General features: G+C 64.3%; 11 protein-coding genes. 5 read left to right on the plus strand and 6 right to left on the minus strand.

Annotated features, from left to right (window positions below; translation table 11 throughout):
• Positions 1-11: 11 nt before the first annotated feature.
• Entirely contained in the window at positions 12-1,646 is a 1,635-nt protein-coding gene (locus tag QXK92_RS25735) for an FAD-dependent oxidoreductase (RefSeq protein ID WP_306246323.1), read from the plus strand.
• On the opposite strand, the gene QXK92_RS25740 is transcribed toward QXK92_RS25735, so the two are convergent.
• A complete protein-coding gene (locus tag QXK92_RS25740) occupies positions 1,636-2,853 on the minus strand; it encodes a sensor histidine kinase (RefSeq protein ID WP_306246325.1) in 1,218 nt (405 codons plus the stop codon). The two genes, QXK92_RS25735 and QXK92_RS25740, sit on opposite strands and share 11 nt — an antisense overlap.
• 95 nt (positions 2,854-2,948) lie before the next feature.
• On the opposite strand from QXK92_RS25740, the gene narL reads away from it, so the two are divergent.
• A complete protein-coding gene (narL, locus tag QXK92_RS25745; RefSeq protein WP_306246327.1) occupies positions 2,949-3,602 on the plus strand; it encodes a two-component system response regulator NarL in 654 nt (217 codons plus the stop codon).
• Positions 3,603-3,623: 21 nt separating this feature from the next.
• Here narL and QXK92_RS25750 read toward each other — a convergent pair whose 3' ends face one another.
• The 5 genes from QXK92_RS25750 to QXK92_RS25770 form a co-directional block, all read right to left on the minus strand.
• Positions 3,624-4,838: a sensor histidine kinase gene (locus QXK92_RS25750; RefSeq protein ID WP_306246329.1), complete on the minus strand. Its 1,215-nt coding sequence runs from the start codon at positions 4,836-4,838 to the stop codon at positions 3,624-3,626.
• A 13-nt stretch (positions 4,839-4,851) separates the two neighbouring features.
• Positions 4,852-6,054: an MFS transporter gene (locus tag QXK92_RS25755; protein ID WP_306246508.1), complete on the minus strand. Its 1,203-nt coding sequence runs from the start codon at positions 6,052-6,054 to the stop codon at positions 4,852-4,854.
• Positions 6,055-6,181: 127 nt separating this feature from the next.
• Entirely contained in the window at positions 6,182-7,423 is a 1,242-nt protein-coding gene (locus QXK92_RS25760) for an MFS transporter (RefSeq protein ID WP_306246510.1), read from the minus strand.
• A gap of 509 nt (positions 7,424-7,932) precedes the next feature.
• Positions 7,933-8,235 carry a PE family protein gene (locus QXK92_RS25765; protein WP_306246332.1) on the minus strand — a complete coding sequence of 101 codons (303 nt, stop codon included), beginning with the start codon at positions 8,233-8,235 and terminating at the stop codon, positions 7,933-7,935.
• A 355-nt stretch (positions 8,236-8,590) separates the two neighbouring features.
• Positions 8,591-15,271 carry a PPE domain-containing protein gene (locus tag QXK92_RS25770; protein WP_306246334.1) on the minus strand — a complete coding sequence of 2,227 codons (6,681 nt, stop codon included), beginning with the start codon at positions 15,269-15,271 and terminating at the stop codon, positions 8,591-8,593.
• Positions 15,272-16,006: 735 nt separating this feature from the next.
• On the opposite strand from QXK92_RS25770, the gene QXK92_RS25775 reads away from it, so the two are divergent.
• From QXK92_RS25775 to QXK92_RS25785, 3 genes are all read left to right on the plus strand, one after another.
• Positions 16,007-17,962: a PPE family protein gene (locus QXK92_RS25775; RefSeq protein WP_306246513.1), complete on the plus strand. Its 1,956-nt coding sequence runs from the start codon at positions 16,007-16,009 to the stop codon at positions 17,960-17,962.
• A 45-nt stretch (positions 17,963-18,007) separates the two neighbouring features.
• On the plus strand, positions 18,008-18,700 hold the full coding sequence (locus QXK92_RS25780; protein WP_306246337.1) for a TetR/AcrR family transcriptional regulator: 693 nt from the start codon (positions 18,008-18,010) through the stop codon (positions 18,698-18,700).
• 404 nt (positions 18,701-19,104) lie between these two features.
• Positions 19,105-19,674: a TetR/AcrR family transcriptional regulator gene (locus QXK92_RS25785; protein WP_306246339.1), complete on the plus strand. Its 570-nt coding sequence runs from the start codon at positions 19,105-19,107 to the stop codon at positions 19,672-19,674.
• Positions 19,675-19,743: the final 69 nt, after the last annotated feature.

The following is a 19,743-nucleotide window of genomic DNA, read 5'->3' on the forward strand; positions in this document are numbered from 1 at the left end:
GACTTTCGGGTATGCGGCAGGGTGAGAACTGGGACCACGAATACGACGTCGTCGTGCTCGGCAGCGGCGGCGCCGGCCTCACGGCCGCGCTGACGGCCGCGGTCGCGGGAGCCACGGTGGGCGTGTTCGAGAAGTCGGCGACCATCGGGGGCACCACCGCGGTGTCCGGCGGCATTGCCTGGATTCCGGCGCATAACCGTTGTCCAGCAGGAGAATTGACGGTGGATGACGCGTTGCAATACTTGCGCGCGCAGTCCTTCGGGTCCATGGACGACACGCTGGTCGAGACGTTCGTGCGAACCGGACCGTCGATGCTCGACTTCGTGGAGCAGTACAGCGGCCTGCGCTTCGAGATCGCCGACGGCTTTCCCGACTACCAGCCCGAACTGCCGGGGGGGCAACCGTCCGGCGGCCGTTCGCTGAGCGCGGCCCCGTTCGATCTGAGCCGGATCGGCGACTGGGCCGACCGCATCACCGCGTTCCCCGCCGACTGGTCCAACGTCGGGTTCGACGCCGAGACGAGGGCGCGCCTGCACGCCGACATCGAGCGTTCCGGCGACCTGTGTGTGGCGGGCACCGCGCTGATCGCGGGCCTGCTCAAGGGTCTGTTGGACGTCGGGGTGGCACCGTGCGCAAGCTCCCGGGCCACCGAACTCATCGTGCGCGACGGAACCGTCACCGGCGTCCGGATCACCGGTCCCGAACAGAGTATGGACGTCGGCGCGCGCCGCGGCGTCATCCTCGGCACCGGCGGTTTCGAATGGGATCCGTTGCTGGTCAAAGCTTTTCTGCGCGGACCCATGCACGGTGCCGTGTCACCGCCGAACAACACCGGCGACGGGCTGCGGATGGCGATGGCGCTGGGCGCCGACCTGGCCAACATGGGCGAGGCCTGGTGGGTGCCGATCGTGCGCATCCCCGGAGACACCATCGACGGCAGGCAGCGCAGCCGCAGTGTGCGGCTGGAGCGCACCCGCCCCCGCAGCATCATCGTCAACCGCGCCGGGCTGCGGTTCGTCAACGAGGCCGGCGAGTACAACTCGATGGCCGGCGCCTTCCACTATCTGGATCCGCGAGGCGGCTACGTGAATGATCGCGCGTGGATGGTATTCGACTCGGTTCACCTGCGCAGCTACGGATTCCTCGGTGTCGCGCCGGGGCAAGCGGTCCCGGACTGGTTCTGCGAATCAGCCGATCTCGCCGAGCTGGCCACCAAGACCGGCATCGACGCGGCCGGGCTGACCCGCACCGTCGACCGGTGGAACCGTGACGTCGCCGCCGGCGCGGACCCCGATTTCGGGCGTGGTTCCAGTGCCTACGACGGCTACTGGGGGGATGACCGTGCTACCACCCTGGCCGGAAAGACGTTGGGGCCCATCGACACCGCCCCGTTCTATGCCGTACCTGTATGCGTGGGGTCCATGGGAACCAAGGGCGGTCCGCGGACCGACCCCGACGGCCGGGTGTTGCACGTGAGCGGCCAACCCATTCCCGGCCTGTTCGCCGCGGGCAACGCGATGGCCGGGGCAACCGGCCGGGCCTACGGCGGCGCCGGCGGAACATTGGGCCCGGCAATGGTTTTCGGGTACCGGGCCGGTTATGCGGCCGCGCGCAATTTTTGCGAAGGCGAGTCTGTCAAGGCTTGAGGGGCACCTCGACACACACGTGCGTGCCGGTGGGGGCTTCGAGGAACACAAAGGTGCCGCCCGCGGCGTCCACCCGGGCGCGGTGCGAGGCCAGACCGATGTGCCCCTCCCCCAGCCGCCGCGCCATGGTCTCGCCGTTGACCCCCACCCCGTCGTCGCCGACGGTCAATACGCACATCTCGTCGGTGATACCGAGCATCACCGAGGCGTTCTCCGCCCGGGAATGATGCACCACGTTGGACAACAGCTCTCGCACCACACCGAATACGATCGGGTCGATCGCGTTGCGAATCGGGTAGTCGATGTCGGTGGTGACCTTGATGCCCGAGCGCTTGGCGGTGAATCCGGCCAGCTGCTCCACCGCTGCCCCCAACCCGACCTCCTCGAGCACGGCCGGGTGCAATTCGAAAGTGGCCTGCCGCAAGCGTTCTGACGCGCTCTGCAGACCCGCCAGCGCCCGGCTCACCCGGTCGTCGTCGGGGTGGTCGAGCTCCAGCTCGATGAGTTCCTGACGCGCGGCAAGCACATCCTGCAGCGGCCCGTCGTGGATGGACTCCGAGATGCGGCGCTGCAACACTTCAGAGGCGGTCATCGTCTGCGCCAACAACTCCTCGCGCAACGCGCTCAGGCCGGCGACCGAGTGCGCGTGGCGTTCCTCGATGCGCACCACGACCAGCGCGGTACCGCACAAGAACCCGTACAGGGCGAACCGGAAGACGGCTTCGGGCCAGCCGATCGCCCTGACCATCACCGGATCCTGGACGACAGCCAGGGCGAATCCCACCAGGGTGAAGGCCAGCACCACCGCCGCCCGCCGCGTCGACACATCGAGGCCCACCAGTACCGGCAACAAGGTCATGATCAGCAGCGGATAAATCCCGTCGGTGGACAGCATCTGGTAACCCGTCAACGCCACCACGTCGATGGCGGTGAAAGCGAAAGGTTCCAGCCGGCGCATTCCGACCAGGGGCCCCATGCCGACCCAGGCACGCGAGGGCGCGAAAGCCAACACCAGCGAGCACAGTGCGATTCCGGCGTAGAGGCCGATCAGGACGCTTTGCTGAGCCCACTCAGACCGGCGGGTGCCGATGACCATGGCGGCGATCATCAGCGCGACGACCCCGACGCGCAGCACCGAGGCGATCCGGTACGAGCGCAACCGGTGCACTCTGCGCACCCGGTCCAGTTCGACGTCACTGGTCGCCACAGGAACACCGTACTCACCGGCACCCGAAGGGCTGCCACGCCGCGGAGGTAGCCAAATGTAAACGGATCATTGCGGGCAGCCGCTACACTTTCGCCATGGTCGGCACTGCGGCCTCTGAGAAGGTCCGTGTGGTGGTCGGTGACGATCACCCGTTATTCCGCGAGGGCGTGGTGCGCGCGCTCTCACTGAGCGGTTCGGTGAATGTGGTCGGCGAGGCCGACGACGGTTCGGCCGCACTCGAGTTGATCAAGGCGCACAAACCCGATGTCGCCCTGCTCGATTACCGCATGCCGGGCATGGACGGGGCGCAGGTGGCGGCCGCGGTGCGCAATTGCGACTTGCCGACCCGGGTCCTGTTGATTTCGGCGCACGACGAATCGGCGATCGTGTACCAGGCGCTGCAGCAGGGAGCCGCCGGTTTTCTGCTCAAGGATTCGACGCGCACCGAGATCGTCAAGGCGGTGCTCGACTGCGCCAAGGGCCGAGATGTCGTGGCCCCGTCGCTGGTCGGCGGGCTGGCCGGGGAGATCCGTCAGCGCGCGGCCCCCAGTGCTCCGGTGCTCAGCGCGCGGGAACGCGAAGTGCTCAACCGCATCGCCCGCGGCCAGAGCATTCCGGCGATCGCTGCCGAACTGTATGTGGCGCCCTCGACGGTGAAAACGCATGTGCAGCGCCTGTACGAGAAACTCGGCGTCAGTGACCGCGCCGCGGCGGTAGCCGAAGCGATGCGCCAGAAGCTGCTCGACTGAGCACGGCGGCGCACACCGCAGTCATTTCTTCAGCGGCACCTGCACGCAGACGCGGGTACCGCTGGCCGCTTCCAGAAAGACGAAGGCGCCGCCGGCGGCTTCGACGCGGGTCCGGTGCGACGCCAGGCCGATGTGTCCTTCCCCCAGGCGGCGCGCCATGGTGTCACTGTTGACCCCCACCCCGTCGTCGGCCACGTTCAACACGCACATGTCGTCGGTGATGCCCAGCGTGACCCAGGCGTGGGAGGCCCGGGAGTGGCGCACCACGTTGGACAGCAACTCCCGTGCCACACCGAAGACGATCGGGTCGACATCATTGCGAATCGGATAGTCGATGTCCGTGGCCACCTCGATGCCCGAGCGCTTGGCGGTGAATCCGGCCAGCTGCTCGACCGCCGCCCCCAGCCCGACCTGCTCGAGCACAGCCGGATGCAGCTCGAATGTGGCCTGCCGCAGGCGTTCCGACGCGCTCTGCAACCCGGTCAGCGCACGAGTGACCCGGTCGTCATCGGGGTCGTCGAGTTGCAACTCGATGAGCTCCTGACGCGCCACCAGCACGTCCTGCAGCGGACCGTCGTGGATGGACTCCGAGATCCGGCGCTGCAGCACCTCCGAGGCGGTCATCGTCTGCCCCAGCAGTTCCTCGCGCAGTGCGCTCAGCCCGGCGATCGAACGGGCATGGCGTTCTTCGATGCGCACCGTCACCAACGCGGCGACGCACATGAACGCGTAGAGCCCGAACAGGAACACGGTGTCCGACCACCCGATCGCCCGCTTCTGCAGGTGGTCCTGGACGCTGGCCAGGGCGAACCCGACCACGGTGAAGGCCAGTATCGCCGCGGCCCGCCGGGTCGACATGTCGACGCCCACCAGCACGGGCAGCAGGATCATAATCAGCAGCGGATAGATCCCGTCGCTGGAGATGAACTGCAGGGCCGTCAGCACGATGACGTCGATGACCGTGAACGCGAAGGGTTCCAGTCGACCTATCCCGAAGCGGCCCATACCGAGTCGGTCGAACCGCGTGAACGCCAGTATCAGGGCCGACACCGTGGCGAAAGCGTAGAGGCTGATCAAGGCGATATGGCTACCCCATTCGTACGGGGGTGCGGCCACGACCATGGCACCGACCACGAAGGCCAGCACACCAACCCGGAGGACGGCTACGACTCGGTAGGAGCGCAGTTGGTGAATGCTGCGCACCCGGTCGAGTTCCGCGTCGCTGGCGAATGCCACCGAAACACCTTACTCAGCGCTCGTTCGGGCCGGAAACCGAACGCGCCAGTGGTGAGCAGGATGCCGCGCCGAGCAGTCCGACCACGACGATGGCGACCGCCAGCACCGGACGCCCGCCATGCGGCAGTGCGCATGTCACCAGGATTGGTGCGACGATCGACGCGGCGGCGGCGGTCATCGACCAGATTCCTTGATAAAGGCCGCTATTGGCGACGGGTGCGATGCGGTGCACGACGCCGGCGGCGACGACGAACCAGGCGATCTCGGCGGGTGAGCAGGCGGCCGTGGTCACGGCGAAAACCGCTGTGGTGTGCGCGAGCGTCACCGCTGCCATGCACAGCGCCAACCACGCGCCGGCGACCGCGAGGATGTCCAGCCTCGGACCGTTCGCCAGTCGCGCACTCAGCCACGGCGTGAGCACGGGCGTCAGCACCACCACCGCCAGGGCATTGACAAACTGCACGAAACCGTAAGCGCCGGAGCCCAATCCGGAATCGGACATCAGCATCGGCACGGCGACGAGAATGCCCATCAACGCTGTCAGGGTCGCCAGGCTCGAACCCACCAGCAGCATCAACCGGTGGTCTGAAAGCGCCTGCCGGTAGCGGTCTTTGACGTTGAGCCCGGGTGTGGCCCGCGACGTGCGGCGCGGAATGCAACAGGCCGCCAACACGGCGAAGCCCGCGCAGGCGATGCCGTTGACCCAGTAGAGCACTGGGGTACCGCACCAGCCCCCCACCAGCCCGCCCACTCCACCGGTGATGGCGGCACCAACATTGATCGCCCAACCGAACCGCCAGCCGTCCAGTCGAGCCCGCTGCCGCGGATCGGTCACCAGTTCGGTGATGGCGGCGCCGAGCACCGGGCGTGGGGCGTCGCAGACCAGACCGGCGATCAGAGCGCCGGACAGCAGCATCGGCAAGGAGCGCGCTTCGGCCATCAGCAGCAGCACTGTCGCCGCCACCGACATGGTGGACACCAGGGTGGCGCGAGCGCCGATGCGGTCCACCAGCCACCCGGTGACCAGTTGGCCCACCGTCCAGCCGATGCCGTACGCCGCCAGCACGGCGCCCACCGCGCCCGCGGCATAACCGCGGCCCGCGACGTGATACGCGAGGAACGAGTAGGCGAATGCCGCCGACCGCACCACCAGGTTTCCCGCCAGCAGCAGCCAGATCACCCTCGGAACGCCCTGTTCGCGCGCGTGGTCGGGCACCCGATCATGGACTGCGGTGGCCGCCGGTGTCGTCACGAAATTGAAGGTAGAGGCAACGGCGTGCCGGCAGTACCTCCGATCGGTCCCAAAGAGTGACGAAAGCCTGTCCCCCGATCAGGGGACAAAATCAGGAGGTTGAGCCGCTCAGGGTGCGGGCCAGCGGCAGGCACAGGGCGGCGCCCAGCGCTCCGGCTGACAACGTGACGATCGCGACGAGCTGGTGACCACCATGGATCAGGCTGTAGGAAGCGAGGATTGGAGCGATCACCGACGCCACCGCCACCGACATCGACCAGATCCCGTGGTAGCGGCCACCGGTGGCAGCCGGCGCGATCCGGTGCACGACACCGGCCGCGATGACGAACCAGGCCACCTCGCCGGGGGTGGACAGGGCGGTAGCCAGACTGAAGTCGAGAGTGGTGTGAGCCAGAGCCGCCCAACCCATGCTGACTGTGGTCCACAGTCCGGCCAGAGCCAGGATGTCGAGCCGCGGCTGGAACCGGGCGGCCACCTTCTTCCCGATCCACGGGGTGATCACCGGGGTCAGTGCAAGGCCCGCCATCGCGTTGGTCAGTTGTGCCCAGCCGAATTGACCGGCGCCCAGACCGCGGTCGGCCATCAGCATGGGAATGGCCGCGTACAGACCGCGGACCGCGATCAGCGTGGCCAGACTCGAGATGCACAACAATGTAAGACGGTGATCGGCGAATGCTTTGCGATAACTGATGTCTCGCGCTCCCGCGGCCGCCTTCACCCCTCGGCCACGGCGTCCCGGGATACAGCATCCGGCGACAAGGGCGAATGTCAGGCAGCCGGCGGCGTTGATCCAGAACAGGACCGGGACCCCCACGACACCGACCAGCATGCCGCCGATCCCGCCGGTGATGGCCCGTCCGATGCTAACGACCCAGCCGAAGCGGAAGGCGTCCAGTTTGGCGCGCCGTTCCGGGTCGGGGACCAGGTCTGTGATTGCAGCACCCAACACCGGCCGCGGTGCGTCGTACACGATGCCCGTGATCAGCGCCCCGCAGAAGAGAGCGGGCACGCTGCACGCCTGCGCCATCAGGACCAGCGCGGTGCCGGCCACCAACATGGTGGACACCAGGGTCATGCGGGCCCCGATCCGGTCGGCCAGCCAACCGCACAGCAACTGGCCGATCGCCCAGCCCACACCGAAGGCGGCCAGCACCGCACCCACCGCGTCGGCGGTGTGGTGGCGGCCGGCGACGTGGTAGGCCAGGAACGGGTAGGCGAAACCCGCGCCGCGTACCACGAAGTTGCCGCCCAGCAGCAACCAGATGACCGCCGGATAGCGATCGCGGCTTTGCTGCCCATGCACCTGATGCCGCAGGAGCCGGGCGCTGCGCAACGCCTTTGCGGCCCGGGCCTTTCGGGTTGGCCGCAGGCCGCCGGCACATACCGCCCGGCGGTAGTCGATCGGCTCGTCGAGAGTCTGGAGGTTGGCTGCACCTGGCACCGCTGTCGTCACTCTCCGAACGTTAGGGACGATCACGGTTCGATAACTCCACCGATCGGACGCAAGAGTGGCGGAGGGGAACCGGCCGATCGGTGGACACTGTCACCTACTCGCAGCTACCCGATGAGGCTCGGCAAGACCCGCAGCGGCGCGATGCCGTCTGGGGTGGTGGCGCCGGTCGAACCGGCCCGACCGTCATTGCCCGGCAACGGAAGCCCGCCCAGCAGGCCGTCGGCGGGTTGCCGATCGAGGTAGTGATCAGACTGCTCATGGTGCCCGGCAACGCCGCTACGGCGGCATGGCTCAGTGCCGGGCCCGAAGCCGCCGATGATGGCAAAACCGTAAGCCCGCCAACAGATTCCATGACACCTAGACCCAGTCGAAGCCTGTGTTTCGGAGTGTCAGCCGACCGCTACCGCGTTGGCGGCTTCGGTGTCCGCGTAGCTGCCGGCGTTGCCGGCCAGGGTGTTCACGAACAGCTCGTGAAACGCGGCCGCCTGAGCGCTGACCGCCTGATACATGGCGCCGTGCGCAGCGAACTGTGCTGCTGTCAGGGCCGACACCTCGTCGGCGGCGGCCGGCACCACGCCGGTGATAGGGGCAGCGGCGGCGGCGTTGCCGGCGTCCATCGCAGCGCCGATCGAACCGAGGTTGGCTGCGGCTGCGCTCAGCAGTTCGGGCTGGCAGTTCACAAATGAGGACATGCCAGTCAGATTGCCGTCGCGCGGCGTTGCTGTCTGTCGGCTGAGCGGCCACTAACCGGGTTGAATCACCCTGTCCTCCGATTACAGGATGTGCCGTCCCCCAGTCCTGCCGATCTTTGGGACGGCGTACCTGTGCGGCGACCGCATAGCCGAACGGTTAGGTGTCCGCCGGTAACGCTACGACGACAGAGTCGACCGGCCCAGCCTGTTGCACCCCGGCTCAGGCTTCGCGTCGTGCGCACGGAGCAGGACGCTCGCCAGCGCCGCCAGAGCGGCGGCGAACCCACGTGGCAGCATGAGCGGTTCCATTGTTTCCCTTTCGCTGTGAAATTGGCCGACTCTTCGGCGAGGTCGATCAGGCCGCGGTGCTGAACAATCCGGCGAGGCTGTTGCTGATGTTGGTGAAGACCGACAACAGACTTGTCACCGCGAGCGCCCCGGTGTTGGCGATCCCTGAGACGCCGCTACCCAGATTCGAGAAGCCGGAGTTGAGGTTGCCGTAGTTCTGGTAGCCCGAACCTCCGAAGACGCCAGCAGGGTTGCTGTTGTACCAGCCCGAGAGCCCCAACCCGTTGTTGCCGTACCCCGAGCTTCCGCCCGCGCCGCTGTTGAAGAAGCCCGATGACGGAGTGGCGCTCGTGTTGAGGTAACCGGGACCGCCGGGGATGTTGATGGCCGCGATGGTGGTGCTGGGCAGATGAATGCTCGGGATGGTCAATGGCGGCGTGGTGAATGACGCCAAGCCGATCGGCGGGATGGTGAACGGCTGGGTGGTGAACGCCTGGGTGGTGATTGCGGGCAGGGTGAACGCACCCAATCCGAGGGGCCCGAGTGTCAACGGCGGCGTCGTGATCGCCGGAGTCGTGATGTCCGGCAACGTGAACCCACCCACACCGATCGGACCCAGCGTCAGCGGCGGCGTCGTGATCGCCGGAGTCGTGATGTCCGGCAACGTGAACCCACCCACACCGATCGGACCCAGCGTCAGCGGCGGCGTCGTGATCGCCGGAGTCGTGATGTCCGGCAACGTGAAACCACCCACACCGATCGGACTGATCGTCAAGGCCGGAGTCGTGATGTCCGGCAACGTGAACCCACCCACACCGATCGGACTGATCGTCAACGGCGGCGTCGTGATCGCCGGAGTCGTGATCGCCGGCAGTGCAAATCCGCCCACGCCGATCGGACTGATCGTCAACGGCGGCGTCGTGATCGCCGGAGTCGTGATGTCCGGCAACGTGAAACCACCCACACCGATCGGGTTGATCGTCAAGGCCGGAGTCGTGATCGCCGGCAGCGCGAATCCGCCCACGCCGATCGGACTGATCGTCAACGGCGGCGTCGTGATCGCCGGAGTCGTGATGTCCGGCAACGTGAACCCAGCCACACCGATCGGACTGATCGTCAAGGCCGGAGTCGTGATCGCCGGCAACGTAAACCCACCCACACCGATCGGACTGATCGTCAACGGCGGCGTCGTGATCGCCGGAGTCGTGATGTCCGGCAACGTGAACCCACCCACACCAATCGGACTGATCGTCAACGGCGGCGTCGTGATCGCCGGAGTCGTAATCGCCGGCAACGTGAACCCACCCACACCGATCGGGTTGATCGTCAACGCCGGAGTCGTGATGTCCGGCAACGTAAACCCACCCACACCAATCGGACTGATCGTCAACGGCGGCGTCGTGATCGCCGGAGTCGTAATCGCCGGCAGCGCGAACCCAGCCACGCCGATCGGGTTGATCGTCAACGCCGGAGTGGTGATGTCCGGCAACGTGAATCCACCCACGCCGATCGGACTGATCGTCAACGGCGGGGTCGTGATCGCCGGAGTCGTGATCGCCGGCAGTGCGAATCCGCCGACGCCGATAGGACTGATCGTCAACGGCGGAGTTGTGATCGCCGGAGTCGTAATCGCCGGCAGCGCGAACCCACCCACACCGATCGGGTTGATCGTCAACGCCGGAGTGGTGATGTCCGGCAACGTGAACCCGCCCACACCGATCGGACTGATCGTCAACGGCGGCGTCGTGATAGCCGGAGTGGTAATCGCCGGCAATGCAAAGCCGGCCACACTGATCGGCGGGATTGTCAAGGCTGGCGTGGTGAGGTCCGGCAGCGCAAACGCCCCAACGCCAATCGGGTTGATCGTCAACGCCGGAGTCGTAATCGCCGGAGTCGTGATGTCCGGCAGGTTGAACGCCGACACACCAATCGGATTGATCGTCAACGCCGGAGTCGTAATCGCCGGAGTCGTGATGTCCGGCAAGTTGAACGCCGACACACCAATCGGATTGATCGTCAACGCCGGAGTCGTAATCGCCGGAGTCGTGATGTCCGGCAAGTTGAACGCCGACACACCAATCGGATTGATCGTCAACGCCGGAGTCGTAATCGCCGGAGTCGTGATGTCCGGCAAGTTGAACGCCGACACACCAATCGGATTGATCGTCAACGCCGGAGTCGTAATCGCCGGAGTCGTAATGCCCGGCAAGCTGAATCCGCCTACCGAGATCGAGGGCACGTTGAGCGCCGGGGTGGTAATCACGGGGGTGGTGATATCGGGCAGATTCAGCGCGCCCACACCGATCGGGTTGATCGTCAACGCCGGAGTGGTAATCACCGGGGTGGTGATATCGGGCAGATTCAGCGCGCCCACACCGATCGGGTTGATCGTCAACGCCGGAGTGGTGATGGCCGGCGTGGTGATCGCGGGCAAGGTCAGCGCGCCTACCGCGATCGGATCGATCGCCAGCGGCGGAGTGGTAAATGCCGGCGTGGTGATGTTCGGCAGCGTGAACGCGTCCACGCCAATCGGGTTGATGCTGAACGCCGGGGTGGTGATAGCCGGGGTCGTGATTCCCGGAAGGCTGGAACCGACCACGTAGATCCCACCTACGTCGATCTGCTGAGTGGTGATCGCCGGGGTGGTGATCGCGGGGAGCGTGAACCCGCTGGCGCTAATCGGAGGAACCGTGATCGGGGGCAAGGTCAACGCGGGAAGCGAGAAACCTGACACCGTCAACTGGGGAAGTCTGAAGCTGAAGCCATCGACCCTGAAAGGATCGATCTTGATGGGCCCGAAGATCGCGAAGGCTTCACCCTGGGTACCGGGTAACCCATTTCCAATTTGGGGATTTATAAATGCTTGACCGGTTTGCAAGAACGTAATGTTATTCGGTATTACGAGCCATATATTTCTTATTTCAACCCTAGGCAGAGTTACGGTTGGAAATTGAATATACCCAGAATTACCCGCTGCTACTTCAATTGCCGGAGTACTGAACGATGTGACGTTTATGGGATTAACAACAATGGGCTGCGTGGTCAGTCCGGGTAGGCTAAATGCACCTACGGTGCCACCCGCGGCCAGCGTAATCGGAGGAATCGTCAATGCCGGTACGGAAAACGGTGGCAGGGTGAATGTGTCGAAAGTGGCGCCAGCTGGAATACCGAAAGACGGGATCGTCACGGACGGCACCGACAATGTCGGCAGATTAAACGAACCCAACGCCGTTCCCGCGGGAATGGAAACCGAAGGGATTGTCAACGACGGCACCGTCAAGGCCGGCAAATCAAAACCACCCACTGCGGTACCAGCCGGAATCGACAATGGTGGGATCGTCACGGACGGCACCGACAAAGTCGGCAGATCAAAAGCACCCAACGCCGTCCCCGCCGGAATACTCAACGACGGAATCGTCAACGACGGCACCGACAACGTCGGCAGATCAAACGCACCCAACGCGGTACCGGCCGGGATGGTGAACGACGGGATCGTCACCGGGGGAACCGCAACTGGCGGCAGCTGGAAATCGGTCACTACCGTGCCCGGCGGAATGTTCAGCGACGGAATCGTCAACGACGGCACCGACAGCGTCGGCAGATCAAACGCACCCAACGCCGTCCCCGCCGGAATCGACAACGACGGAATCGTCAACGACGGCACCGACAACGTCGGCAGATCAAACGCACCCAACGCCGTCCCCGCCGGAATCGACAACGACGGAATCGTCAACGACGGCACCGACAACGTCGGCAGATCAAAAGCACCCAGAGCCGTCCCCGCCGGAATACTCAACGACGGAATCGTCAACGACGGCACCGACAACGTCGGCAGATCAAAAGCACCCAGAGCCGTCCCCGCCGGAATACTGAACGACGGAATCGTCAACGACGGCACCGACAGAGTCGGCAGATCAAACGCACCCAACGCCGTGCCCGCCGGAATCGACAACGACGGCACCGTCAACGACGGCAGATCAAACGCACCCAGAGCCGTCCCCGCCGGAATACTGAACGACGGAATCGTCAACGACGGCACCGACAACGTCGGCAGATCAAACGCACCCAACGCCGTCCCCGCCGGAATCGACAACGACGGAATCGTCAACGACGGCAGATCAAAGGCACCCAACGCCGTACCCGCCGGAATGCTGAACGACGGAATCGTCAACGACGGCACCGACAGAGTCGGCAGATCAAACGCACCCAACGCCGTCCCCGCCGGAATACTGAACGACGGAATCGTCAACGACGGCACCGTCAGCGTCGGCAGATCAAACGCACCCAACGCCGTCCCCGCCGGAATCGACAACGACGGCACCGTCAACGACGGCAGATCAAAGGCACCCAACGCCGTACCCGCCGGAATACTGAACGACGGAATCGTCAACGACGGCACCGTCAACGTCGGCAGATCAAACGCACCCAACGCCGTCCCCGCCGGAATCGACAACGACGGCACCGTCAACGACGGCAGATCAAAGGCACCCAACGCCGTCCCCGCCGGAATACTGAACGACGGAATCGTCAACGACGGCACCGTCAACGTCGGCAGATCGAAGGCACCCAACGCCGTGCCCGCCGGAATACTGAACGACGGAATCGTCAACGACGGCACCGTCAACGTCGGCAGATCAAAAGCACCCAACGCCGTCCCCGCCGGAATCGACAACGACGGAATCGTCAACGACGGCAGATCAAAGGCACCCAACGCCGTACCCGCCGGAATGCTGAACGACGGAATCGTCAACGACGGCACCGTCAACGTCGGCAGATCAAAGGCACCCAGGGCTGTGCCCGCCGGAATGCTCAACGACGGCACCGTCAACGACGGCAGATCAAACGCACCCAACGCCGTCCCCGCCGGAATGCTGAACGACGGAATCGTCAACGACGGCACCGACAGCGTCGGCAGATCAAAAGCACCCAACGCCGTGCCCGCCGGGATACTGAACGACGGAATCGTCAGCGACGGCACCGTCAACGTCGGCAGATCAAACGCACCCAACGCCGTGCCCGCCGGAATGCTCAACGACGGAATCGTCAACGTGGGCAGATCAAAGGCACCCAGAGCCGTCCCCGCCGGGATACTGAACGACGGAATCGTCAACGACGGCACCGACAACACCGGCAAATCAAACGCACCCAGCGCCGTCCCCGCCGGGATACTGAACGACGGAATCGTCAACGACGGCACCGACAACACCGGCAAATCAAACGCACCCAGCGCCGTCCCCGCCGGAATACTGAACGACGGAATCGTGAACGACGGAACCGACAACACCGGCAAATCAAACGCACCCACAGCGGTCCCAGCCGGAATATTCAAAGGCGGAAACGAAACGGCAGGAATCGACAACGCCGGTAGATCGAACCCGGAGAACGTCGTCGCAGGTATGTTGAGGGGCGGCAAGGTGATATCCGGTGTCGTTATAGCGAACGACAGACTTCCTTGACCAACGCCGCGATAGAATACGCCGTTGTTCATATCCCCAGTATTGAACAGGCCGTTATTCATATTCCCGACGTTGAAGGCGCCGGTGTTGATGCTGCCCCCATTGAACCAGCCGGTGTTGGCCGCACCTGTGTTGAAGCTACCGCTATTGGACCCGCCGACGTTGTAGTTGCCCATGTTGTAGCTGCCGGGGTTCAGGGTGCCCGTGTTGGCGCTACCGGCGTTGAACGCGCCGGTGTTGAAGGACCCCGAGTTGAAGAAACCGGTATTGCCCTGGCCGGAATTGAAGAAGCCCGTGCCGGCGTCTCCCGAGTTGAAGATGCCGAAATTACCGTTACCGGAATTGAAGAAACCGATGTTGCCGTTGCCGGAGTTGAATAGGCCAAGGTTGCCGATACCGGAGTTCAGCCCGCCGATACCGATCTGGTTATTGCCGCTGAGTCCTATTCCGATATTGCCGGTACCGGTATTCGCAAAGCCGATGTTGCCAAGCCCGATGTTGGCAAGTCCGGTGTTAAGGCTGCCGACGTTGCCGAAGCCTTGGTTACCAGACCCCGCGTTCCCGGCACCGAAGTTGTTTCCACCCCAGTTTGCCCAGCCGAAATTGGAGTTGCCGAAGTTGCCACCACCGATGTTGCCGAGACCGTTGTTGGCGTTGCCTACGTTGCCGCCGCCGACGTTGCCGACGCCTAGATTCACGGCCAGTGTCTCGGCAGCCGCGGGGGAGGCGCTCCCCAGTGCCGCGGCCACCTGGGCCGGCATGCCGGCGAGTTGCGCCAAGGGCGCGCTGAAGGGACTCAGCGCCGAGGCGATCGCCGAAGCTCCGGCATGGTAGGCGGTCATGGCCGACACGTCGAGCGCCCACATCTCCTCGTAGGCGGCTTCTGTCGCTGCGATCGCAGGGGCATTCTGGCCGAACAGGTTTGACAGAATCAGTGACACCAGGCCGGACCTGTTCGCCGCTACGAGCACCGGTTCGACGACCGCAGACCGGACCGCCTCGAACTCGATCGCCATGGCCTCGGCTTGAGCGGAAGCGAGTTCGGCTCGAGCGGCCGTCGCCGAAAGCCAGCCCGCGAACGGTGCCGCCGCAGTCGCCATCGCCATCGCCGACGGTCCTTGCCACGCGCCACCCACCAGTCCGGACGTCACCGACCCGAAGGAGTCGGCTGCCGAACTGAGTTCTTCCGCCAACTCCGCCCAGGCGTCAGCGGCGGCCAGCATCGGCTGCGATCCCGCGCCGGCAAGAATCAGGGCCGAATTGACCTCCGGTGGCAACACAGAAAAATTCACAGCCTGAACCTCTCTCAACGCGCGGTCGACTCCGGAACGCGACGGGGTTTCGAACTACGGCCCGCTGCCGGGAAATAATGGCCACGCCGCCACTATCACTGCATTCGATTTTGGTCTTGAACATCGTGCTGGCGTTCTCCGGATTCGACCCTGGCGTATAGGCAAGGCGTATGCGGATTTGGACTATTGCCAGGCCGCGATGTTAGCGGCGAGTCGCCGGGATTCGCAGGCGATTCTGCAAAGCGAAAGGCCATTGTCACGCGCGATACAGTCACGTCGCGCACGTGACGGCAGGGTCTCAAGCTGCGGCTGGTAGGCAGTGCTGTCCGCAGCGAGACAGCCGCGTCACACTCAGGACAGAAAGGTCTCGACTTGGGAGTTGGTCAAGAAAAATCTATCTCAGATACCAAGCGCTGGTTAGCATTCGGACGTGCTTCGCGCTCCACGATCCGCTCAAGAGAAAGGGACGACCATGGAACCTAGGCACTGGCGAATGATGTTCAAGCCTCGGGCTCTGGGCACGGTCCTGGCTCTCATCTTTGTATCTGCGTCGCTTCATGGCTGGCAGAAGTAGAGGGGTCGTGATGCCACTCTGCATAATTTACCGAACCGCAAATTAGTTCACAACGTTCAATCTCAGCCGACGGCGATAATCCGCCCGTGCGTTGAAAGAGATTGCACCAATACGTGATCTTTCCAGAAAAGGACAGTGCATTGACTGCGCCGCATTTTTCGATGCTGCCACCCGAGGTCAATTCGGCGCGAGTGTTCAGCGGCACCGGGCCGGCGCCGATCCTGGCGGCGGCGACTGCCTGGGACGGACTAGGCGCAGAGTTGAGCACCGCTGCGACGTCTTTCGGATCTGTGACGGCGAATCTGGCAAGTGGGACGTGGCATGGCGCCGCATCGAGCGCGATGATGAGCGCGGCGGCGCCTTACCTCGAATGGTTGAGCATGTCGGCCGCCCAAGCCGAGGACGTCGCTGGTCTTGCGCGGGCCGCAGCCGCAGAGTTCGAAGCGGCGCTGGCCGCATCCGTGCATCCAGCAGAGGTAGCGGTCAATCGTGCCCAGGTAGTCGCGCTGGTCGCCGGCAACCTTTTCGGGCAGAACACCCCGACGATCGCCGCCATTGAGTCCTCCTATGAGGAGATGTGGGCCCAGGACGTGTCAGCGATGGCCTGCTACCAAGCCGGGTCCTCGGCCGTGGTGGCACAGCTCGCGCCCTGGCAGGAGCAGTTGCAAAGCACGCTCGGATCCGCACGTGCTGCGTGGAGCATATCGCCCCCGAACACGAGCGCTCTGGCCCGCACAGCTGAGAACGCAGTCATTGCAAACGCGGCTACGACACAGACTGTTGGGTTGGTTATGGGAGGTAGCGGCCTGCCGATCCCGTCGCCCGGGTATGTGCAGCGGGCCAATGACCTCTACATCAGCCGCGGTTTTCCCGGCGTGCTCGCGCAGGCACTTTTCACGCCGCAAGGGCTCTACCCGGTGATGGCGGTCAAGAACCTGACTTTCGACGTATCGGTGGCCCAGGGCGTGAGCATCCTCGAAAGTGCGATCCGGGACCAGATTGCTGCCGGCAGCAACGTCGCCGTGTTCGGATACTCCCAGAGCGCCTCGATCTCGTCGTTGACGATGGCCAACCTTGCAGCGTCCGTCAATCCGCCTACCCCAGATCAGCTGTCTTTTACCCTGACCGGCAACCCCAACAACCCCAACGGCGGCGTCGCCACGCGATTCCCCGGAATCGCATTTCCCAGTCTTGGGGTTACGGCCACCGGCCCTACGCCGGACAACCTTTACCCGACAAAGATCTACACACTCGAATACGACGGCGTTGCTGACTTCCCGCGCTATCCGCTCAATGCTCTGTCCACCCTCAACGCGCTGGCCGGCATCTATTACGTGCACAGCGACTACTTGACTCTCACTCCGGCACAACTCGATTCGGCCGTCCAGCTGACCAACACAGTGGGCCCGACGATGACGGAGTACTACGTCATCCGCACCGAAAACCTCCCCCTGTTGGAGCCGCTGCGCGCGGTGCCGGTTTTGGGGGAACCGCTGGCCAGCCTGCTGGAACCGAACCTCAGGGTGATCGTCAACCTGGGGTATGGCGACCCCGGCTACGGGTATTCGACGTCACCACCGAACGTCGCCACTCCGTTCGGCTTGTTCCCCGAGGCCGAGCCAACCGCGATTGCGGCGTCGCTCGCCGCCGGTACCCAGCAGGGCATTGCCGACTTCAGCTACGAGATGGCACATCTGAACCTTCCACATCCGTCTGATTTCTCCAGCCCGGCGACGGATGTGATGCCAGCCTTCTCGGGAAGCGGTCCGAACCTACCGCCGGTGTCACTGAACAGCCTCATCGACCAGCTACAAACCGCCAATACCAACCTCGCAAACACGATCACCAAGGTAGCCGCGACGAGTTATGAAACCTTGCTGCCCACAGCCGATTTCGCGAATGCGGTGGTCACGACCGCGGTGTCCTACAACATAAACCTCTACCTGGAAGGAATTCAGCAAGCGCTTAACGGAGACCCGATGGGGCTCGTCAACGCAATCGGGTATCCCCTGGCGGCCGACGTGGCTCTTGTCGGTGCGGTAGGGCTTCTTCAGGTCCTGGTTTTCGTAACCGCCGGCCGAAGGATCGTCGCTGACATGTCAACACTTATCTCCTGATCACCCCGTTCAGGACGCCGAAAACACACGCGAGGAAGAAATCGAATGGACCAAGACCGACTGCTTCGTGGTGCTGCGGCCTTCCTGGGCAGGCGACCGAATGCGACTCAAGACGAGATTGCCGCTGCCCTCGGCATCAGCCGTGCGACGCTGCATCGCTACTTCGCGGGCCGGGCTGCGCTGATCGAGGCATTGGAACAACTCGCGCTCGCCCAGGTGCGGCAGGCGCTCAACAATGCCCGCTGGCGGGAAGGGCCGGCAGCGCAGGCCTTGCAGCGATTGGTGGCGGCATGCGAACCGGTGTCCGGCTACCTCACACTCCTGTACACCCACAGCCAGGAATTCGACAACGAAGACCTGAAGCAGGGCTGGGCGGAAATCGACGCCGAAATCAGGGAACTGTTTCTGCGCGGCCAACGAGACGGTGAATTCCGGCCCGACCTCACCGCTACCTGGCTGACCGAGGCTTATTACAACCTGGTCGCGGGCGCCGGGTGGTCCATCCGGTCCGGACGAGCCGCGCCCCGCGACTTCACCAACATGATCACCGAGCTCCTGTTGCGCGGGATATGCGCCCATGGCATGCTGCCGCACAGCTCTCCCCAATACGTTGCAGCGCATCGGCATTCGGTTCACCGCCGTCCAGCCGCCGTGCATGTACCCGCGCACGAGGCCGCCAACGGAGAGCCCGTCGTTGAATTCGCCACCAAGCCGAAGGGAAGGCCGGCCATCCCCTGACCTTCCTTAATCGGCGGCTGAACGAATCCGACCTGTCAGGCCCCTTTTTGCCGACTCTTTCGGATCAGCGCTGGAAAGCGCATCCGCGGAGAGCCACCGGCCTGGTCGGACGGGCTCAAGGCTCGGGGATCCGGGATCGGTTTTTTGCTTTGGACCGTCCTGGCCTAGGTGTACATTCGGGCGCGTCGCCCCGCGAAGCGCCGAAGATCGTTAACTCCGCGAACGATTTCCCTACGACTTAATTAAGAATTTTCTGTATTTTGAAGCAATTCCCTAGCCCGTGGCTCGTACAACGATGACGATGTACGGGCCCGGGGGACTCCGCTCCAAGAAGGGTCGACTTCCATCGAGAACAACTCCCGTACGCCCCGAACGTCACAGAAAAGGGTCGCACCTGGACTCTCATGTCACTGATCAAGGACCATCGGTCGGCCCCGGTGGATCACGAGCGCCTGTTGCGATCGGCTGCGGCGTACCTGGGTCGGCGGCCGGAAGCGACGCAGGACGAGATCGCCACTGCCGTCGGCGTCAGTCGCGCGACCCTGCATCGCTACTTCGCGGGACGAGCCGCGCTGATCGAGGCACTGCAACATCTCGCGCTCGAACAGGTTCGCCAGGCAGTCGACAATGCCAGTTGGCAGGAAGGGCCGGCCACGCAGGCGTTGCTGCGTCTCGTTACTGAGTGCGAGCCGGTATCCGGCTACCTCACGCTCCTCTATACCCACAGCCAGGAGTTCAGCAACGAGGAACTGCAGCAGGGCTGGGCTGAAATCGACGATCAAATCAAAGGACTTTTCCTTCGCGGCCAACGAGACGGTGAATTCCGGCCCGACCTCACTTCCACCTGGCTGACCGAAGCCTTTTACAACCTGGTCGCCGGAGCCGGCTGGTCCATCCGGACCGGACGAGCCGCGCCACGCGACTTCAGCCCTATGGTCACTGATCTTCTGCTGGACGGGGTGTGCAGATCCTGATGTTGTCGATAGCCCGCATAGGGTGCTGGTCACGGAGTTGTGCCCAGACAATCTGCCCGCGCGCGCAAA

Source organism: Mycobacterium sp. TY815 (genome assembly GCF_030755135.1).
GTDB lineage: Bacteria > Actinomycetota > Actinomycetes > Mycobacteriales > Mycobacteriaceae > Mycobacterium.